The organism is Psychrobacter sp. AOP22-C1-C5, assembly GCF_052378885.1.
In the GTDB taxonomy this organism is placed as follows: domain Bacteria; phylum Pseudomonadota; class Gammaproteobacteria; order Pseudomonadales; family Moraxellaceae; genus Psychrobacter.
Genome location: NZ_JBQSYC010000004.1, coordinates 299,500 through 320,140, shown reverse-complemented (window position 1 = coordinate 320,140; position 20,641 = coordinate 299,500). Strand labels below are relative to the sequence as shown.

At 45.1% G+C, this 20,641-nt stretch carries 8 protein-coding genes; 4 read left to right on the top strand and 4 right to left on the bottom strand.

Annotated features, from left to right (window positions below; translation table 11 throughout):
• Positions 1-807: 807 nt before the first annotated feature.
• A complete protein-coding gene (locus tag ACT3TH_RS08190; protein ID WP_444755353.1) occupies positions 808-1,296 on the bottom strand; it encodes a hypothetical protein in 489 nt (162 codons plus the stop codon).
• A 207-nt stretch (positions 1,297-1,503) separates the two neighbouring features.
• Here ACT3TH_RS08190 and ACT3TH_RS08185 point away from each other — a divergent pair, with 207 nt between their 5' ends.
• Positions 1,504-2,169 (top strand): hypothetical protein, encoded by a 666-nt coding sequence (locus ACT3TH_RS08185; RefSeq protein WP_444755352.1) that lies wholly within the window; start codon positions 1,504-1,506, stop codon positions 2,167-2,169.
• Between the two features lie 129 nt (positions 2,170-2,298).
• On the opposite strand, the gene ACT3TH_RS08180 is transcribed toward ACT3TH_RS08185, so the two are convergent.
• From ACT3TH_RS08180 to rhuM, 3 genes are all read right to left on the bottom strand, one after another.
• Complete coding sequence (locus ACT3TH_RS08180) at positions 2,299-3,054, bottom strand: zinc-dependent peptidase (protein WP_444755351.1); 756 nt, start codon at positions 3,052-3,054, stop codon at positions 2,299-2,301.
• Positions 3,055-3,217: 163 nt separating this feature from the next.
• Complete coding sequence (locus tag ACT3TH_RS08175; protein WP_444755350.1) at positions 3,218-5,269, bottom strand: autotransporter domain-containing protein; 2,052 nt, start codon at positions 5,267-5,269, stop codon at positions 3,218-3,220.
• Between the two features lie 95 nt (positions 5,270-5,364).
• A complete protein-coding gene (gene rhuM, locus ACT3TH_RS08170; RefSeq protein ID WP_444755349.1) occupies positions 5,365-6,363 on the bottom strand; it encodes a RhuM family protein in 999 nt (332 codons plus the stop codon).
• A gap of 752 nt (positions 6,364-7,115) precedes the next feature.
• Between rhuM and ACT3TH_RS08165 the strand changes: the two genes are divergently transcribed.
• From ACT3TH_RS08165 to ACT3TH_RS08155, 3 genes are all read left to right on the top strand, one after another.
• On the top strand, positions 7,116-10,589 hold the full coding sequence (locus ACT3TH_RS08165; protein ID WP_444755348.1) for a BRCT domain-containing protein: 3,474 nt from the start codon (positions 7,116-7,118) through the stop codon (positions 10,587-10,589).
• 70 nt (positions 10,590-10,659) lie between these two features.
• Positions 10,660-18,462 (top strand): HEAT repeat domain-containing protein, encoded by a 7,803-nt coding sequence (locus tag ACT3TH_RS08160; RefSeq protein ID WP_444755347.1) that lies wholly within the window; start codon positions 10,660-10,662, stop codon positions 18,460-18,462.
• On the top strand, positions 18,452-20,638 hold the full coding sequence (locus ACT3TH_RS08155) for a hypothetical protein (RefSeq protein ID WP_444755346.1): 2,187 nt from the start codon (positions 18,452-18,454) through the stop codon (positions 20,636-20,638). The genes ACT3TH_RS08160 and ACT3TH_RS08155 overlap by 11 nt, the downstream gene beginning before the upstream one ends.
• Positions 20,639-20,641 lie beyond the last annotated feature (3 nt).

The window sequence follows — 20,641 nt, the reverse complement described above, 5'->3', positions numbered from 1 at the left end:
AGTAAGAACGAGAGATGTTAGAAAAGACCAATGAATGTTTCACTAATCAGGAAGGCTGTTTTGGTGACTCTAAATGGAAACGTAGTTAGCTATGATAATAGCAGCTATAAGGTGTATATAGACTTGGACTTACTGAGATGCCAAGTAGGAGCATTGTCAGAGCTTGTATACGTTCTTATCAAGAATATAGAGTAATAGGTATCCAGAAGGATTATTGCTTTTACTTTGAGCTGATTGTCACTTGGTGGCGAATACTTCTGTACCTAATGTAGTTCAAGCACATTCGCATTAATGAGGAAGTCGGCTAAGCTACCAACAATCGATTGATGAGTGATTTGGTTATTGGGTGATGATTAGGAATGACAGATGATTCAGAGGGCTTATTATGCAGTATGAAGGTAGTAAACTTAGCAATGATGAGTAGAACAAGTTTATCAAACAGGTTAACTAGCGACATGGTTTAATACGTTAAACTCGATTACAAATACAATAGGATCAGTGATAGCTCTGTACATTGACTTCTTAAGACAGCTTAGCTAGTAACTGTATTAGTGTTGATGAAGATGACTTTATGAATAGTTAGTAGGTATGAGAATTAATCAATCATCAACCAATCTTTATAGGGATTTATCATATAATTATAATCCCATGAACTTATTGTATGGTACCCTTAGTTTAACATAATATACATTATGCGAAAACAAACCAACAGGTTTAGCGATTAGGCTAACAACAATTTATACCGCGTTACTTATCAGCATTTTTATTTGCTTCTATAGCAACTCTCTTAAATTAATTAACATTTTACTAACGACAAGTTTTTAGCAAATGCTTTCGTAAAGACGTGCCATTCTCATCTAATATCACATCTGCTACTCGGCAATCAGTATCGCCATCAGAACTTTCACAAGACAACTCATAATAAACATTGCTGCCTTGCGCCAAGCTTACCTGAACCAATCCTTGCTCAGTCACTGAAAACTGTTTGTCCTGTTCATAATCAGGATCCTGAGAATCCCACAACACGTCATAGCCAACATGACAGGACATTTGCTCTTTATCAAAGTAATCGCGCTCAGCTTGTATGGCTGCTTTTAGATCTCGATTGGCATACTGCTGCAACACTACTGGATTGCTCATACCTTGATTACTCACGTCTTGCTGGTACATTTTAGCAATCGCTGCAACTTTCATCGCATCAAGGGTCTGAGATGGTTTTGGCATCTCTGCTGTAACCGGACTGGTGACAACCAATCCCATTATTAGCAGCAGTGGCAATGAAAGATATGTTGGCATGCCGTTCTCTACAAGATGTCATTATTTAGGAAGTGTTACTGCCTATTACATCACGCCAATATTGTGACTGTGCGGTATTATCGTATTATTCAGGTTTACATACTAAAACAACCATTTATATAGCACTGCTTATCTAGCATTTTGATGAGATTTTCTCATTTATAGTAATAATATTTGTTTTGTTAAAAACCACATTGAGGATACTTTATGACCACGCTATCTACTCTTAAAGCCCATTCTTCTAAACTGGCTACTGGTGGCTTTTTAGCTTCCGTATTGGCGGTAATGGGTTGTCAGTCTTCTGCTGAGCCTAACGGGACTATTTCCAATCCAGCAAAGGCAAATTCATCAACAGCCGTTGTCTCTGATATGAGCCAACAAACCCTTAGACAACAAGCGTTACGTATCCAGCGTGCGCTCGCTAATAAAGACTTTGCTAGGATCGTCGATGATATTCATCCGACACGCGGCGTTCGCTTCTCAATGTATGCTTACATACGTCCCGAAACGGACAAAGTTTTTAGTCGTGAACAGTATGCACAATATTTGCAGCAGTCAAAAACCCGCTTTACTTGGGGTGAAAAAGATGGCACTGGCGATCCTTTAGTCGAAACATTACCAACTTACTTAGACACTTGGGTAAATGGCGCAATTTTCAATAATGCCAGCATAAGTCTTAATGACTTCAAAAATAATGGCAACTCTATCAACAATTTAAAGACAATATACCCAAATTTAGATGTGGTTGAGTTTTATTATAAAGGTAGTGATGAATATTCTGGTATGGACTGGCGTGTGCTACGTCTCGTGTTTGATGACTATCAAGGTAAGCGCTATCTGGTGGCCATCATTAATGATCAGTGGACAGTCTAATAAAAATTATAAGGTATTGATTTTTAATTAGTATTTATAATAAAAGAGCAGTATATCGTATGTGAGGCACTTCCCTTTTTTTATTGTCGGTTACTACTATATATTCAATAAATGATATATTAGTAATAGCTAAGACGCTTGCTCAAGTGGCGTCTGTCGAAAAAACTTAACCATAATATCGTAAATATCAGGATAAGCGTCTATCAGCTTTTGTGGTGTCTCAAAAAATACTTCGCTTAACACCGCAAAAAACTCCGCTGGATTGGTCGCGCCATAGCGATCGAGTCCTGATTTGCGGTGGGTTTGAAAATCTTCAAAATCGCGGCTCATTATCTCCGTCCACCGAGTAGGATTCATATCTGGTTGCAATGGCGGAAAACCATTGGCACGGCCGTTTAGCATATCAAGCTTATGAACAAACTCATGAATAACCACATTGTGTCCGTCGCGTTCACCTGAATGCTTAGCATCCTTCCATGACAGAATGACAGGTCCACGCAGCCATGCTTCCCCGCTACGGTGCTGACTGCCCTCGTGGACAATACCGAACTCGTCTACAGTTGTGCTAGCGCTCTTGTAAGAACCATGATAAATAATGATTGACGACCAGCCAGCATACCATTCCAGACTTAGGTTTAGGATCGGTAGGCACGCCTGCAAAGCAATGGACTGTCTGACCACATCCGTGACTTCAAAACCTTGCGCACCCGTGATTGATTTGTCATCCAAAAACAAGGTCGCTAAATCAAACAAGCGGTTTAGCTCGTCTTTATTTAACCTCTCAAGTATCACGATACGCTCAGCAGCTCGCTTCCAGTCCGCAGTGGTAAATGGGCTGTTGTCCAATATGCGCTGCTCACGCCAATCTTTTATGATGCCAAACATATACGTTATCCTTGCTATTCTTAGTATTAGGCTGTTTGTTCTATACATAGTATAGCGACAACCGGTTGTACGCCATGATAATTAATATATTGAAATGTATAAGTAAAAACGCCGCTCATAACGAATCATTGAGCGGCGCATACTTGCATTCATACTTTACATTTTAAAATTGATACTGCAATCCTATCTGTACTGAGCTATCTTTATCATCGCGTGCAAAGGTGGTATCACCATTCAGATAAGCATAAACGTTTTTATGAACCTTGTTGCTAACACTCAGCTCAAAACGTCCATAGTCGTCATCTTTGCTTGCTTGGGTGATACTCACATCTCTTTTTTGTCCGTCAGCTAAAGACGTGGTCGATAAACGGTCTACTAAACCGTCTTTAATAACATGCACGTAAGCGAGCTTGCTTTGAAGCTTGGCAGGCGTGCCCATCAAGTCAAAACCGTATTGCAATTGGTAACCAAGCTCTGAATCCAATGCCTCGCTGGAGGTGCTGTCAATATTGAGTGCCGTGCGAGAATTGACATTGCCACTCGTATAGCTGTCTATGTCCGTATCGCTGTAATTTAAACCTAAAAATGCGCCATGCGCGATGTTTTTGTTAATAAGGAAATTGTAGCCAAGCTCATTATAGGCACTAAACACGTCGGCATAAGCATTACCGCGTTCGCTATTATCAATAATATTGATGCCATTATTACCATCTAGTCTGACGGTTCTATTCACATCTAAATCATGTTTAGATAAGCTGACAGAAGTCGTATTCCACCAAGCGGTGTCTTTGCCGCCTAATAACGAGTAAGCTTGAATACCATAGCTCGTATCTTTTTTAATGCCATTTTCTACAGTTTTATTGTTTTGATTGGCGGCCTGCAAACCTGCACCAACACGCCAGCTCGGCTGCACCATATATTCGCCATATACACCAACATTAGCGCGAGTACCTTCTTGTAAATTATCAGTATTCAAATAGCTTTGAGAGCCGTCCACCCAAACCTGCGTACGCGAAGTATCAAAAGTAGCATTGTCATCAATAGCATTTAAGGCCAAAGCATTGGCACGCTCAAGAATCGCTGAGTGTGAGTCGGTAGCACTGTCCTTTAAAGATGCGCCCATCGTATTTTGAAGATTTAGCGCGCTTTTATTTGCGGCAATGATATCAGCGTTGGTTTGCTCAACAATCAATCTGCTAATGATACGCGAATAGTCACGCATTCTTTGTGCGATGCGGTCTGCGCCAAACACATCGGTAAGCACTTCTTCATTGTCTAATTCAGGGTTATGCCAGGTATAGCCGCCTGGAATATTTGGATTTTCTGTTTGCGTGTAGCCGTCGTAGTCAGGCCCAAGGCTCCAGTTGGTTGCCTCAAATCCGACCACAGGCATAATATTGTCAAAAGACTCCTGATCGCTACAACAACCAACACCATAAGGCTCGTAAGGTTCTGTCGCACCCGGTGCGATAATGGCTGGATTGACGTCGAGTGTAATACCAAGCTCTTTTGCAATACGAAGTGCGTTTTCACGCAACCCTACATTGGCAGCCACTTCGTTACCATTATTATCGTAAGCATTGCGACCTGCATTGGCATACATCTTATCGCCTGTAATCAAGCTGTCTAAGTTAACCATACCCAGCGCCGTCGCTTTTTCTGTATCAGTGAGCCTATCCACAAACGCCTTTGAGCCTTTAAGACCGCCCTCTTCTGCCCCAAATGCCACAAACTGAATGTTATGCTCGGTATCGATACCAGTTAAGTTGTTGGTCAACTCAGTTAAGACACCAGCCCCAGAGGCATTATCATCCAGCGCTTCTAGGTTTTCGTAATTTGGATAGGCTATTGCAGAGTCATAATGAGCGCCAACAAATAGCGTTTTTCCAGTATCGGCAACACCTTTTTGGGTCACGACAATATTGTTACTCGTTAAGGTTTGACCGCTAAATGGATTGCGAGACGCGACAAAATCAAATGTCTGACGATTGACTTGATTGTTACTACCATCGATGGTCATACGTGCCTGCATATAATCAGCGGCTTTGATTTCTTTATCAGATCCTGTATAGCGACCAGCATAGTCGCGAGCGAGCGTTAACGCGGTCTCCGTACCATAATCACCGTATTTGGCTTCTGCAAATGCTTGTGAGCCTGTAAGTAGTGTCAGCGCAGCAACAACTGAAATCGTGAGCGGTGATAATCTATTATGCAAACTGTTTCTCCTTGGTTAAAGAAATGTAATCGACACTAAAAAATAACTTAATTAAATGTGGTTTACAAGAAAAAGAAACACCGCAGTTTTTAACATCAAATCTCCAGCGACAACATATTCATAATCAACTTAATCAACGTCTCTTTTTGGTTGGGATCGGACTCAGCGACTAGCAAGGTTAAGGCAGCAAGACCTGTGTTATTAATCACCATCTCGCCTTGCTCATTGAATAGTCGATTGTTACGATGTAAAAAATCTACAAACAAAAAAGCCCCACTGCGTTTATTGCCATCAGTGAAAGGATGGTTTTTTACCATAAAGTACAGTAAGTGGGCCGCTTTACTCTCGATTGTTGGATACGCAGGCTCGCCAAATACCGTTTGTTCTAAATTACCAAGCACACTGTCCAAGCCATCGCCGCGAGGCTTAGCAAATAGCTCTGTCGCCTCGCCTCTGTCTATTAGCCGGGATTTTAAATCATTAAGTGCTGCCATCGCCTCACGCGGACTGGGTAATATACCGCCTTCCTGTCCTGCTGGATCATCTAACAGACCTTCATCATAACGCTGTAACCATAAGAAAGTTTGTGTATAGCGACTGATTATTTCAATTAAACCACGTCCTTCATCCGTGTTTAGCTCAGGACTTTGAGCAGTTTTTTTGATTAAGTTTAACGCTTGCTGTAATTCGGCAGAGTTTTTATCGAAACGCTGTTGGTTAAGCGTATATCCTTGCACCAAGTATTCACGTAGACGTTGGGTTGCCCAAATACGGAACTGAGTGCCTTTTTTGGAATTCACACGGTAACCCACAGAGATAATGGCATCTAGATTATAGAATCGAATATTACGACGGACTTGTCGCTTACCTTCCTGACGAACTACCGAGGATTGCTCGGTAGTTGCTTCTGAGTCTAATTCACCTTCTTTATAGATGTTCTTTAAGTGCAAGCCAATCGTATCAGAGTCTTTTTCAAACAGCGTGGCCAATTGTGCTTGCGAGAGCCACAAAGTATCATGCTCTAAGCGAATCTCAATCTGTGTCTGCCCATCATCACTTTCGTATATCTCGACTTTTACTGCATCATCATTCATAAAACATCTTCCTTCGTAATATCACGCTATAATTTATAGACTATTGTTTTCTGTGAATTCCATATTACGGATGCTTGGCTGTTATCACAAGATGTCTTTGTCAATGAGTCAATAAATCAATAAAAGTAACGATCTCTTAAGCTATCTAACTTTTAAGTACATCGATGATAATTAAGACAACAAAAAACCCAAGTCAGCATATACTGACTTGGGTTTGGTTTAACGTCTTTGAATGCCATTATTACAATGTCTCATTCAATGTTGTGTAATCTACCTCATAACCCTCATAACCTGGTACATGGAAGACTCACTGGACTGCACCTAGATAGTGCCCCTAGTGCATTAGCTCAACCACGATTGCGTGGTTGCGCCAGCGAGCTAATGACACTAGGGGCACTATCTAGGTATTAGCAGGACTGAAACAGTCTTCCTTGGGTAAAATGTAATGGCTTAACTCGTGGACGACGCAGCATCGTCCTTCACCGAAAACGGTGAAACGCTAAATCTCACAACGTCCCTATTTTGCCTGAGTCTTAATTAGGCTGTCAATAAATCTTTGTCCATACGCTACCAATTTTAATACCTACACGTCAATTGGTGTCGCAAGACAACCTATAGTTATTAGTGCGTCATCTATTGACGCATGGTGATTATTTGATTAACAAAAGTTCTTGATATTTATTCTCGAATACGCTTTTATATGTCTACAGAAACAGCATACGCTGACACCATTATTATTAAGGCAAACCCCTATGAGTCTGTCGTTCGAACAAATTCAGCATGCTTGGCAGGTGCAAGACCCAAGCTTGGTCGAAAAGCTTTGTTTATTAACTCAGCAACCTGATCCGTTACCTGAGTCGCCGATACCAGATGACGAGCTAACATTTGAGCGATTTTTAAACAAGATACTGAGTTATCCATTCCGCGAGCAACACACTGAGATACAGTTCGCAGAACGTGTGGCGATGATTGCAGTCTTAGAGGCAGATGAAGGCACATACTCCCTTCCTGATCGCTATAAAATCTACTTGATTTTAATAGCGCTTTGGGAAGACAAAAATACCTATTCAAGAGCTATTTTAAAGCAAGCCATTAACGAGCTGCCCTTAAGCTATGGTGTTTGGAAAGGACTAAAGTATATTTATAAAGCGGCAGAATATGAGCAAGATTATGAGATCTTTGCGCCTATCATTGCCAAAATTGATTTGCATCGTTTTGATAAAAGCGTACGAGACTCTGTCAGTCTTGCCACCAAAACCTATATGAGCCTCAGGGCATGGCGCTATCTGCGTAAACTTGGTCAGCAGATGCCTGTTGGCTATATCGATGCAGCCGTCTCTGTACTTGCCAGCTATGATGAAGCCATGACAGTCGGCCAGCCGCCGCAGCTAAACAGCTGGGTGCTTAATCACATTTGTTTTCACAATTCAATTGATTACGGTGTCAATCGCTTTCATAGCCACACACCGCGCAAATTATTTGATAGCAAAGGTCGAGCTTTTAAAGAAGCGTGGCAACGTGATGCTGAACCACTCATCAGGCTACTGGCAACGGCTAAAAATGAAGCCATACGGCAGTTTGCGACGGACAGCTTAAAACATGATTTTAAGATTCAGTTGCGCGACGTCAGCAGCAAAACCATTCAGTACCTGTCCGTAGGCTATGCACACAGTCAGGCGCGCGATGAGATGATCTTATGGCTGATTGAGCACTCACCCCACTTTGAGAAATCTAGATTTACGGCACTGGGGTTACATGAAGTAGTGCTCAAGTTATTACATTCAACGTATCCTGCCGCTTACCAGTATGCGATTGGCTATGCTAAGAGTTATGCCCAAGCACTGCCGTTACCAGAGTTAATGCTACTGGCAGTATCAGAGCACGAGCCTGTTCGTCAATTTGCAATCGGTGTTATTTTAAGTCGCAATCCCGTCGCTGATATCGGGGTGTCAGGCTGGGGACAGCTATTAGACACACCTTACCATCATAGTATTGCTGCTGAGCAACTCAGTAAGCATTTTACGCGCCGTGATCTGACTGCTGACTGGTTTTTTGAGCGACTGACTAGCAATCAGCGCTACAGCACTCGCTTTGCAATACGCCGACTGCCTGAACTGTATAGCGCGCATGAGCTTGGCAGTGACTATTTTATTCGTTTAGCTATACAACTGGATACTTCTGACAATAGTGACTGTGCTTTGCTGTGTATGGAGTTTTTGCTACAAGAACTCAAACGCCTTGATCTAAGCCAAATTGATAGCAAAGTTTGGCAATATCTACTGCTACATCCACTGGCACAAGAGACGATTATTGACTGGATTGATGAAGATATTTTGTCAGCAACTAAGATGGACATGAGTTATTGGCATGCGGTCGCCTATGAGCCTGATTGGCATAGCAGTAGTGAGATTGTGCAGCTAAAAACCTCTCCTTATCTCACCAATTATAGTCACGATCATGATGGCATAAATCATCACTTGAACACAGATATGGTCAAACAGTGGCAAAAAAACTTAGAATTTGACGACTATTTGGCAGATACTGTACGTGGCTGGCTTGCTGATGTGCGTAGGTTTGCCCCAACTCAGTTGGAGTTTGACTGGCTAATGACACTTGCGTGTAGCGAGCAGACAGCCTACCGCGAATTCGCAATTAAGCGTATCAACAAAGGCTTTTTGCCTGCTGATTTTGCTACCAATCAAAGCGCACCATTAGAAGAAAGCCCGCTTGAAGATATAAGTGCCACTCACACTACTGATATTACTGTCGATTTGGCTGGTCAGCGCTATTTGTTCACGGGCAAAATGCAAAGCATGAGCCGAGGCGACGCTGAAAAGCTGGTCAAAGCCGCAAACGGCGCGATTAGTAGTGCCGTTAATAACAAATTGGACTATTTAGTGATTGGTGATGACGGCTCGCCTCTTTATGGCGCAGGTCGCAAAGGCAGTAAACAACTCAAGGCAGAAGGGTTAATTGCCGCAGGTGCATCCCTCAAAATCATCTCCGAAACCGCATTTTTGCAGATGTTGACAGGACAATCGCGCGCAGCATCCGAAGACGACACCATAGCAGGTGCTGAAGCATTGTGGGCAATGGCAGTTGATGATCCCGCGGCCCCTATCAGTGAACTTGCCATCAGTTATTTGAGTCATCATCACGAGCAGATTTGCATGGCATTGACGGACAGACCTGTCGATCCGGATGCCATCATTCCTTCCTCTTTTTTTAGTGCCGAGCGCGTCATTCCTTTATTGCAAAGTAGTCAACACACGCTACGTGACTTTGGAATTTTATTGACAAAGTATGAGTTGGCAGGATGGTCACCAACTCCTGTGCTATGGCTGATCATGGCAGAATCGCCTTATACAGAAGTCACACAATTACTACAGCGGGCGTTATTGGCCGAGGCGTCTGTCAGCAACCGCGCTTACCATGTGTCTGCAGAAAAATTAAACGAGACCATGCTTAATGCGTTAATTGGCAGCAAAAAGCGACTGGCAAGACAACTGGGCATGACTTTATTGCAACGCCACTGTCAGTTTCAAGACCCGCAGTCGCTTTATATACTAAGCCAAAGCGCTGACCGTGAAGTACGCTATGCAGCTGTGACCATGCTTTGGCAACATTACAAGACGCGCCATGTATCGCCACATTGGCAAACTGCAGACCACTATCATAAAGCTGACAGTGCATCGGAGAAGACGCCAAACAACAGCAGCTCAGCAAAAAGTAAAACAGCAACATCTGACAACGCGGGCGGACAAACTACAAAGCGCACCCAAGCAAGCGACTGGACAGTTAATCCACCAGCTGACTTAAACCAGCTGTTAATGCTACTACGGCGCGGACTGTTTGAATTGCCCCCAGGACGACTGGGCAGCTCGCAAGGCGGTGAACGCACTAGCCAGCAGAAAAGCGAACAAAACCACCGTTCAAAGTACGCACAGCGCACTGACAAAACACATACGGCGGCAGACCAACATCAAATTATTTCGCACAAACCCATACCGGCCAGCCAAGCAAAACTGGCCTTGATTGAGACTTTTCGTGATGTGGGCTTGGCAGATGAGCACTTTGCCATGCTGATCATGCCTTTTTTATACACCTTTACCCATTCAGCCGGCAAGATGGAACGTCATGCGTGTTTGGTCGCGGTCACGCGCTTATTACATCGCTACCCTAAATTGTCCATGCATTTACAGTATATAGCTGTCAGTACAAGTTGACGAATAAGTCGCATTGATGAGTAGAAAGATGACCACACCCATACGACGCCATTTCAACTGAGATTAGATCATGAAAACAACCACACTGCCCTATTGGGGCCAAATTATAGGCTTGGTCAGCAGACAGCCTGCTATTGAGCAAACGCTACAAAAAACCGCAAAATCAGCAGTACTACCAGTATCTCAAGGTCGCAGTTTGTTTATCACTCGCCAGCCATTGGACACTGACGATAATAATATCGCTACTAATAACGCAACCTTGTATCGACTCGATAATGTTGGTGAGCAAGTAAGTTTATCCACTACTGCCTTACCCTGTGCAATGGATGCAATCATTAAGACAGCCGATGACGCCATCATACTGCTTGGCTGTGACGGTCATTTATATCAGACCGACTGGCAAGGAGAGACCATCAACAAGATCAGTACGGAGTCGCTATTAACAAGTATTACTAATACTGTGAGTAGTACCGCAAGCGCAGATATTGAGTCTTTGCCTTCGGATCATCGTACCTTGCAAGCGGTTGCTATGAGCACGTTGCAGCAGGCGATTGTCGTGCTATATCCTAATCACATTGTCATCTGTCCGATTTTTGGTCACACCGCGACAGAGCCGTCGACGCAAGCGGTAGGAACAAGGGTTATTGTGCAACCCTATCCTGACGATCAGCCTCGACGCGCCACCGCCCTTGGTACGTCGAGTGATGGTAAGTGGTTGGTGGTTGGGGATGATCTGGGTAACGTCAGCAGTTATCAGTGGATAAGTGGTAATGACAATTCTAATGATGCCCGTGGTCAGCTGATACAAAGTAGCAGTAAGCCGCTACACCAAGGCCGCGTCAATGCTTTATGCTTTGAGCCCGTCGGTCATTATTTCTTTTCAGCAGGCGCAGACAAGCATCTTTATCGCACCCATGTACAAGGGGAACTACAGGCGATCGATAGAGCCAAGTCTAGCCAGCACGGTCAAATGATCACCGCGCTTTGCGTATCGGATACACGCTTATTTAGCAGTGCAGACGATGGCAGTATTAAATCATGGGCGTTCGATAAGGGCCAGCCAAATACCTGTAAGGAAGACCTCAGTAAAACGCAGCGACTGGTATATACAAGCTATGCAGAAAAACCTGCGTTACTGGCAGTTGGTACAGACCAAAGTTTGCGTTTTCTGCCCATTGATGACGCGCAAAACGGTAAGCTGCTGACGGTCGCTAATATCATCAACGACGGCTACCACAGAGTTCAGCAACTATTAACAGACAGCAGCAATAACAGCGAAGCGGCATTTTTAGACGGTATCGCACTGCTTAAATCACAAGTGGATAACCAGACGGTAAAGCTAGTTGGGCGCATATTGGCAGATCGCAGCAATGGCTTGAGCGCCAGTCGTGCTTTACAGCTGGTACAGTGGCTGGCGGGCATATCGCTTAAGGCACGCGTGCCGATACTTGAAGAACAGCTCAGCTCACCGCGCAGCAGCAGTGTCCGTCTTGCCGCATTCGATGGGTTGGCTTCCGCTACAACAGATACGAGCAGCGCAGCTTTGCCAGCCTATTTAGAGTATGCCCTTGGTCGCTCTACTGAAGATGTCATTAGTGCGGCGCTACAAAGCTATCTAAAAATTGCCATTCGTGACACGGATAGACAGCGCCGTGTTTTACCGATTTTGCAGGATGCTTTGTCACACGCTATGTTGCCCGTTCGTCGGCAAGCCTTGGCATCGCTCGAACATTTACTGCCGGATTCTAGCCCAAAAGCGGATTTTATGGCTTTGGAAAGCCGCTATCCTGATACCATTCAGGCAGGGCTGATTCGACTCTACCAGCGCGGCTTATTGGATCATCCAGAAGTGTCTCGTCAGTTGATGTTGCTACAAGGCCATCACCAAGCTGAAGTCAGACAAACAGCCTTCTATACAGCTTTATTGGCACAGCCTGCACTCATTACCGCTTTAAAGCAGCAAGCCCTTGTCCAAAATGATGCGCAGCTGCTGCGCACACTAACCGACTTTGATGATTTTCGCTTACTGCGCGGTACGGTCTTTGATAATTTAGAAATTGATAAACGTACGACAGATTATGATGGTCTATTAGATATCAAGATAGGGGCACGTTTTGAACATCAAAACAAAACCAAAAATGTCCCTCAAAGTACAACTCAAAGTGAGACGGATGATAGCCAAGCTGTAAGCCTTGCCTTAAGTGCACAGGATTTTGCCATACAGACAGAGCAAACGCCTGCGAAAAAAGGAAAAGAGGCATCAAAAAATACACCTAACGCGGCCGTATTGACACGTCCCATACTCAGCAACTCCTGCCTTGAGCCGCTATTACAGAATTTGAGTAACCGCTACGAAGATATCAGCTTCCGCGCTGCCTACGCACTCGCCTGCTTACAGGACAATCGCGCATTTGGCACCTTAATACGTTTTATACATCATAATAATGATGTAATCATTCGTGCAGGGGTCGCGGCCGCGCTAGGACATCTACAGTTAGCCGATGGTAAGGCCATTTTACCTACCTTGCTTGATGATACCGATGCTGGCGTGCGCCAAGTGGCCATGAATGCTTTAGGCAAACTGGCAAATGATGACTTAGCTTGGGTAGCGTTTGGTTTTGCCTCCACACATCAAGACATTCATGAACGCGCGCTTGCGATATTGCTGACGCAAGTACTAAATAACAAAAAAGCACCCTATGACGCATCGAGCATGAGCGCCATATTACAACAAGCACTTAACAATCCCTTTACCAGCATTCGCCTTGAAGTGGTTAAAGTATTACTCAATCGAGAGCTTGAGCGTGCCAGCAAAACTGCCATCATCAGTATGATTGAACAGCTACAGCACAGTCTGTTTGAAGATGTGCATCAAGTGGCATTAGAGGAATGGCAGCGCCTACTGCTACAAAATACATCGAAAACTGGTGAGCCGCAGGACGGGGCAGACACTTATCAATCCGTACTGACCCTACTGCTTGCAGATGACTTTGCCAGTATTCGTAAGCAAGCCTTTGATACTGCGCTTAAAAACAGTAAGCGATTGGGATTCACCGATCTGCTGCTAACCGCGCTTGCCAGTCCCTATCTTGATATCAAACGTTTAGCACTTAGTCATTTGCAAGCCAAAGCCAATAATCAACAGCTGCGCACATTGATGCCTGCCTTAGTGGGATTGCTGGCAGACGACAGCATGGATTTGCGCCAGCAGGCATTAGAGGTCGCCTTAACCCTTACTGATATGGGTATGTCGTTCAATCACCGTACCGATGATTCTACAAATGATGACAACACCAGTCTGGCAAATTGTGAGGATTTATTTAACGCAGGGTTAAATAGCCCCCACCCTGATATCCAGTTGACCGTTGCCAAAATGGTGGCAAGTCAAGCTAGTGGCTACCCTGAGCCATTAAAAACACAATGTGAAGCAAAAGTTTATGCGGTGTTTACACAGTATCTGAACGAAGATATGCCCGTATCCGCGGGCAACACTAAAAACAACGAAGATTATAAGCAGTGGCATCACCATATTACCGAAGCACTGACTGGCTTGGCAGTGTTCTCTGATCCAAAAAAGTATCACGCTTTAGAGTGGTATGCGCGCTATCTACACCATCCTGATGCCGATTTTAAAGCGCTTGCACCCAAGCTCATGTACATTACAACGGCACAAGACGCCGAAGTACTGGCCACATGGCAAAAAGATGAGCGCCCCCTTGTCCGTCAATCCGCCAGTTTGGCTTTGGCAGTTTGGGGCGATAGTCGCGGGCAGCACTTTTTTAGCAATACGGCGAGCAATGGTGCGCGTACCAGTGCCACTCATCATGATAGCCTGAGTCATCTTATCGAGCCAATGGGTCCTATTCAGTGGCTGCAAGCACGTTCGGGTTTGGGCATTACCCAATCTCAACAACTGCGCGCGTTATTTGACACTCAATCTTATACGCCAGCCGTCAGATTACTATTGATATTTAATGCCCTAGCAGCGCCGCTTATTCGACCTGAGCGTTTAATTGAAGCGCTTAGCTTTGCAGACAATGACACCACGGTTGTATATGCGCACATATTGGCACGCTTTGGTCTACCTTTGATATCCAATTGGCAGTATCTCAGTGAGCACCTCTCTCTGAAGATTGGCAATATTTTGTCTGCGCACCCAGCGGTGCTGACGATGCTATCAGAGACGAGCGGCACAAAAGCACGCAGCACAACTGACACGCGCGCCAGCATACTCAGCACCGTAGATGTCAATCGCTTGCAGCAGTTTGCGTATTTGACTCAGCATGAGCAACCCTTGATACGTGCAGAAGCGGTGCAGGTATTAGGCAACTTATCGCATCTACTGACTCAGCAAGCTTACGCTCCTGAGGCGCAGGTATTTACTGCCTTACAAGAGTGGCAGCGCAGCATCGACACCTTACTTAAGCGTCATCACTGCCCAAATCATACTGATGATTTTCAACAGACAAGGGCGAACAGCACTGATACTGACCATACTTATCAGACACTGGCTTTTGGCGCGTGGCTTGGCGTTATTCGTGAAAGTAAGGACAATCACAGCAATACAGAGCAAGCCATTCGCGGGGTCATGTGGCTTGCTACGCAGCCGACCGTATCAAACACAATATCAGCCAGTGACCATCCGTCAACTGCAACGGACTGGTCAGACAGTGTGAGCCGTGTGCTGTTGCCACTACTGCACCACAATCATATAGAGACGCGCGAGCTGGTGTGGGACTGCTTGTCTAAGCTGCCCATACCTGCGTCAAGACTGGCAGAACATGCAATGAGCACGCCTTATCGCGATATGGTCAAGCGCGGTTTGCAGTGCCTGATTGGTAGCCTTGAGACTGAGTCCGCATCGACGGACAGCAAAGACGACGTAGATGCCGCTAATAATCAAAAATTAAAAAACTTGCTGACCACCAATAATCAACTACTGGCAGAAGAAACCTATCAGCTATTAAAGGAGCGCATAGGCCACCTGCCAGCCAGCCTAATGGCACTGCATACCGAAAGCCTACCACTCTTGCGGCAACTGGTGAGCGAATGGCGTCAAATTACAGTACACCCCATTAACGTCGCCATAACAACGGATTCCTCTGAGCAAAGGTTATCAGAGCAAGCACTACGCCAAGACAAGCTGACTTTTCTATTACAGGCGCGTCATTGTCAAGACTGGCAGGCACGCTATCAAACCTTTATACAGCTCATCGATTTTGATGAGGTTCTGTTTACCAATACATGGTTTATCGATACTTTGCTGATTGACGATTTGTTTGTCTTTTTAATGGAAAGTACGAGCAAATATGAGCAGAGCCAAGCTTTGGCTCTCATCACTCAGGTATTGCAATCTTGTCAGCGTATTCAAGCAGCTCATACCAGTGAGATCGACAAAGGCGCTATTGAACAAGTGGCTCAGACGGCTTATAGACAGCTGCTTGCGTTATTGGACAATTCATCGCTCAGGCTGTCAAACGCTGATTTATATCAGAATATTGCCACGCTTCGCGATACGCATATGGCCGCGCCACTACGCCACCGCTTGCAAAAAATGTTTGAGCATCCAGAGCGTTACTCACATCAAGAGCGCCAGCAACTGTTTGATACGCTGGTGACGGTGAGCGGCTATGATCAACCCATTAACGATTATCTAGGTGAGCATAAAGATATGCGCTGGCTTCAACGTCAGCATCTAAGAGATCTTGAGGCGCTACTGTCCCTATTTACTCTATTACTTCGCTATGCAGACTATGCGCATGCTGCCCAGCTGTTAAAATCACTGGCTTGGATACCTACAGTGTGCACGCAAGACGATGAGCATCGCCTTGGTAAGAACCGTCAAGACAGGGCAGTTAATAAAAATAAAGACAATGCCGCTGATAGGAATGATATCGCGATACGTATTGATAATTCCTTAGCCCTATCCTATGAGCAGCTACCCGCCAAACATATTCAAAACCTGATTGAAGCTGTCGCTTACCGTGCTAAAAAACGTAAAAACGACGCGGGCACACTGAAAAACATACTCAAAAAAGCACTGTCACATAAAGAAGCACAAGTACCGTTTTTGGCAGCAGAGGGCTTAGCACTTTGTGGCAATAGCGAGGGTTTGAGCACCTTAATGGCAAGTATTGACTACCATACCGATGGTGACATTCGCCGTCGTAGCGTGCTTGCTATCGGTGAGATGATGCGTGTTAAACCTACAGACATGTCTACGCAGCCACCTTTCACCCAAACGACTGAGATGACCACTGCACTATATAAGGCTTATGACAAGCTAATCAAACTGGCAGAAGATGATGAACACTACTTGCAAGATGTCGCTTGTGAAGCCTTGGGACATATCGCTCATGGTGGTCACTTTGAGTACAGTACGCAGATTTTTGCATTATTAAAAGCGCAGTTATCAGATTCTGAGTTGCAGCCTTACAACCCTGCTATCACTCATTGGTTAAATGGACTACGCTGGCTGGACACAGCTGCCGCTTGGGCAGAGATTCGTAGCCACATACAGCGCCAGTTGCATCATCAGCAGTTGCTGTTTGCACCGCAGCAACACGCTATCTCTTTACTGGCTTATCATGACAGTGCTGAGAACAAAGCACTGCTATTAGACATTCTCAGACAACATACCGATCAAGAAGCTATATTAACAACGGCTTATGCTGCCGCCCAAAACCTATGGGGCAACCGTACCGATCACATTTATCCATACGATTGGGTAGCGATACAAAACACGAATGAAGCGTTTACTGCTACCCTAGCAACGCTTAGCCTAAAACGTATTGTAACGCACAGTAGTATTGATACACTTGCGCCATTTATTACTCAATACAACCATCAGCTGCCCGCGCAGACGTTTACCATACTAAAAAATGCCCTGCTGGCAAAATCTGACATAAGTCAGTCACAGCTGCGCGGCTTGATTGACAGCTCTGATGCGCAGATACAGCACATAGGACTGAGCTATTTAACGCAGTACCCTAGCCAGTATCTCGATGCGCAAATGCAATCAGACTGCAAACAATACCTGATGACTGCACAGCACAAATGGCAAGCTCTACTCGATATAGTCTCCACACAATCAGCGCTGATAAATCAAGATGCATGGCTGACTAATGTGCAGCATGTGGTGACCACCATAACTAAGCTTTTATGGCTCACTTGCCGCTATACCGCACCTGATGGCTCAGTATTTGAGTGGTTAGCAGTGCAGCTAACATCGCCCGTTATCAGTAGCGTGACTGTGCTTGCTACTGCGGTTAGCCAGTACTGGCAGCAAGCGCTGTTAGGGCTACTAGCACGGCAAGAGAAAGATGATCATCTGCTTGCTAACCTGATACCAGTCCTTACCACTATAGACAATACCGAGATAATGCAGCTAGCGGTAGAAAACAAAGCTTTACTATCTAACTTGCTTGAGCGCCTTAGTGTGCAAGGGGATCAATCGGCTAAAGCAACTGAAGCGAAACCCATACCTACCGACACACTTCAAACAGACCTAAGCCTCCAATTACTCGTATGGATAAAAGCTAAAGACGCTGCTGCGCTATATCGCTGTGCGCAGGATAGCCATGCTGAGACTTCTATACGAGTGCGCGCCATTGAAGCGCTTGGACAGTTGCACGATCCCAATATTGGCACGTGGCTTGAGTCTTTAATGAATGGTTCTGCTAGTGCAGACCACCATACTGACAGTGACATTCAAAAATTGGCTTACAAAGTTTTGCGCCGCTGGCAACGAGGGATGACACGCGCGCAACAAAAACGCCCGCAAGCGCCCAATAGAGAAGTGCTAAAGGCAGCTCATAAAAAGCCGACAACCAAGCAACAGAATCAGGTCGAAGGACATCATTATGACCAATAATCAAGTAGATAACTCAATTGAGAAAAACGCAGATAGCACGCCAGCAGATAATGATAACGGCGTATTGATGCAGATGCAGTATGTCGCGCCCAGCCATGTGAGCTTATCTGAGCATAACCAATCTGTCCATACTCAACATGTGGCGCTGTTTACCCAGATAGGTCGCGATGCGGTCCGCTTTCACGGCAAAGTCAAGGATCCACTTGTTTTTCGGGACAGCTTACTTGCCCTGTTTGATGTGGTCAGTAGCGACTATCGCTATGTACCCAAAGATCGCGCCGCCTATACGGTTTTTATGCAAATGCGCCGTGCCAGTCGTCATAAAAACTTGTTTTCAGCCCAGCGTGATTACTTCAAATGGCTGTTTGACAACGACCCTCTGGCTTTTTGTCTCCTCGATCCCATCATCCAAGTGAACCAAGATGGCGTCAGCTTTGAGGTATTCAGTCGTGATGAAGGTTGCTATGCGCAGTTGACCTTGCAAAATGATTTGTTTGAAACGACTCCTGACACAGTGCTGGGCACCACCAGTATCGACTACAGTAGTGCCTTGTTTGATGGTATTGAGCAAATCCGCGACCATCAGCAAACCACGCTAGATATTGGTCAAGAGGCTGTGCGCTTACAACAATCAGAACGAACAAAGACAAAAAACAGAGCTGAATCAGTATCTGATATCACTGTTAAGGATGACATCGAAAATATAAGCAAAAATGAAGTCATCGAAAAACGCATCAATGTGCCCAAAAGCTGGATACGGGCATTATTACAAGTACAATCGGCAGGTCAACTGGCACACGAACGTATTGATCTCGATCCTATTGCCTTATACAACGTTTTGTTTGAACTGCGTATGCATGCCGATATCAAGGGTAAGCGCCGTGGCTTATTAATCGAGCTGATACCGCAGCAGCTGCCTGTGATTATTTTAGAGCCATTTGACATCGCCGTCACCAGCCAAGTGAGTCGCCAGCAAACCCCGTATCAAGGACAAAAGGCCAAACTCATTCGCTTGTGGGGTCGCCGTCGTTTGAGTTTGTTAAAGCGTTTATTACCGCACACTGATACGGTCAGTGTGTCATTGCTTGGACAAGGCATGCCAAGCTATTGGACGCTCACGGGCAAAGGGTTTCATTTTACCTTTGCCATGACAGGCTTTAGTCAAGCCAACTGGTCGCAGTCACTCAATTTTGATTTGCTATTGCCCAAGCGCCCGCAGCAGAACGTCCTTAATGTTAAAGAAAGCGATCACTTATTACCGTTGATGCAAGCACTGACTGAACAACCAAGCGGTATTGATACCTTGAGCAAGCGTTTAAGTACACAAGACAACCCTATTACTGCCAGTCACGTGCGCCAACAGCTATTGTCAGGCGCGCAGCAAGGGTTGATTCGCTATGATATTGCCAACCAGTCTTATTATTATCGTCCATTGACGCAAACCCCGCTAGACATGGCGCAGTTTTCGCATCATAACGAGGCAGAAAAACAGGCCTTTGACTTAGTGAGTCGCGAAGGTAGCATACAAAACCTAAACGTTCAGACAGTGGTGACGCAGGGTGTGTCTATCAGCGCGGATATTCATGTTAAAGAAGATCGCCGCACGTATCAAAGCCAGCTACAACTGGGCGAAGACGGCTTAGTTAGCCGTGCTGCATGCAGCTGTCCACAGTACTTACAGCATCGCCTCAGCCAAGGCGTATGCGCGCATCTGATCGCCTTACGCCTAAGTTATCATCAGTACGACCATACGCAGACAAATAGCTGGCATGACACGCGCACACTCAGCAAACGCGTGCCCAAGCATCATCAAAAATCACATAAAGCAGCACCATACCCAGCGCAAAATGCATTTAAGACGAAACAGCAACCTGCTAAAAACACTGCTCAATCAGCGCCGCCTACCAGTCATGTAATGGATTTATCGGCTCTCGCGCAAGGCTTATCGTCAAATGACACTCACGCAAAACAAACGACGCACAACAATACCGTGACCACGATCAGCTATGTGCATCTGACTTGCACTCACAAAAAAGTATTGATTGAACAAATCATTGATGAGGACAGCACGCGCCAGCAGTTCGTGTTTAACCAACCTGCCCAAGCTCATGCCGCGTTTTTACAGCACATTGCCAGATTTGAAGCCCAAGGCTTTATCGAAAATAAAGGGGTATGATTT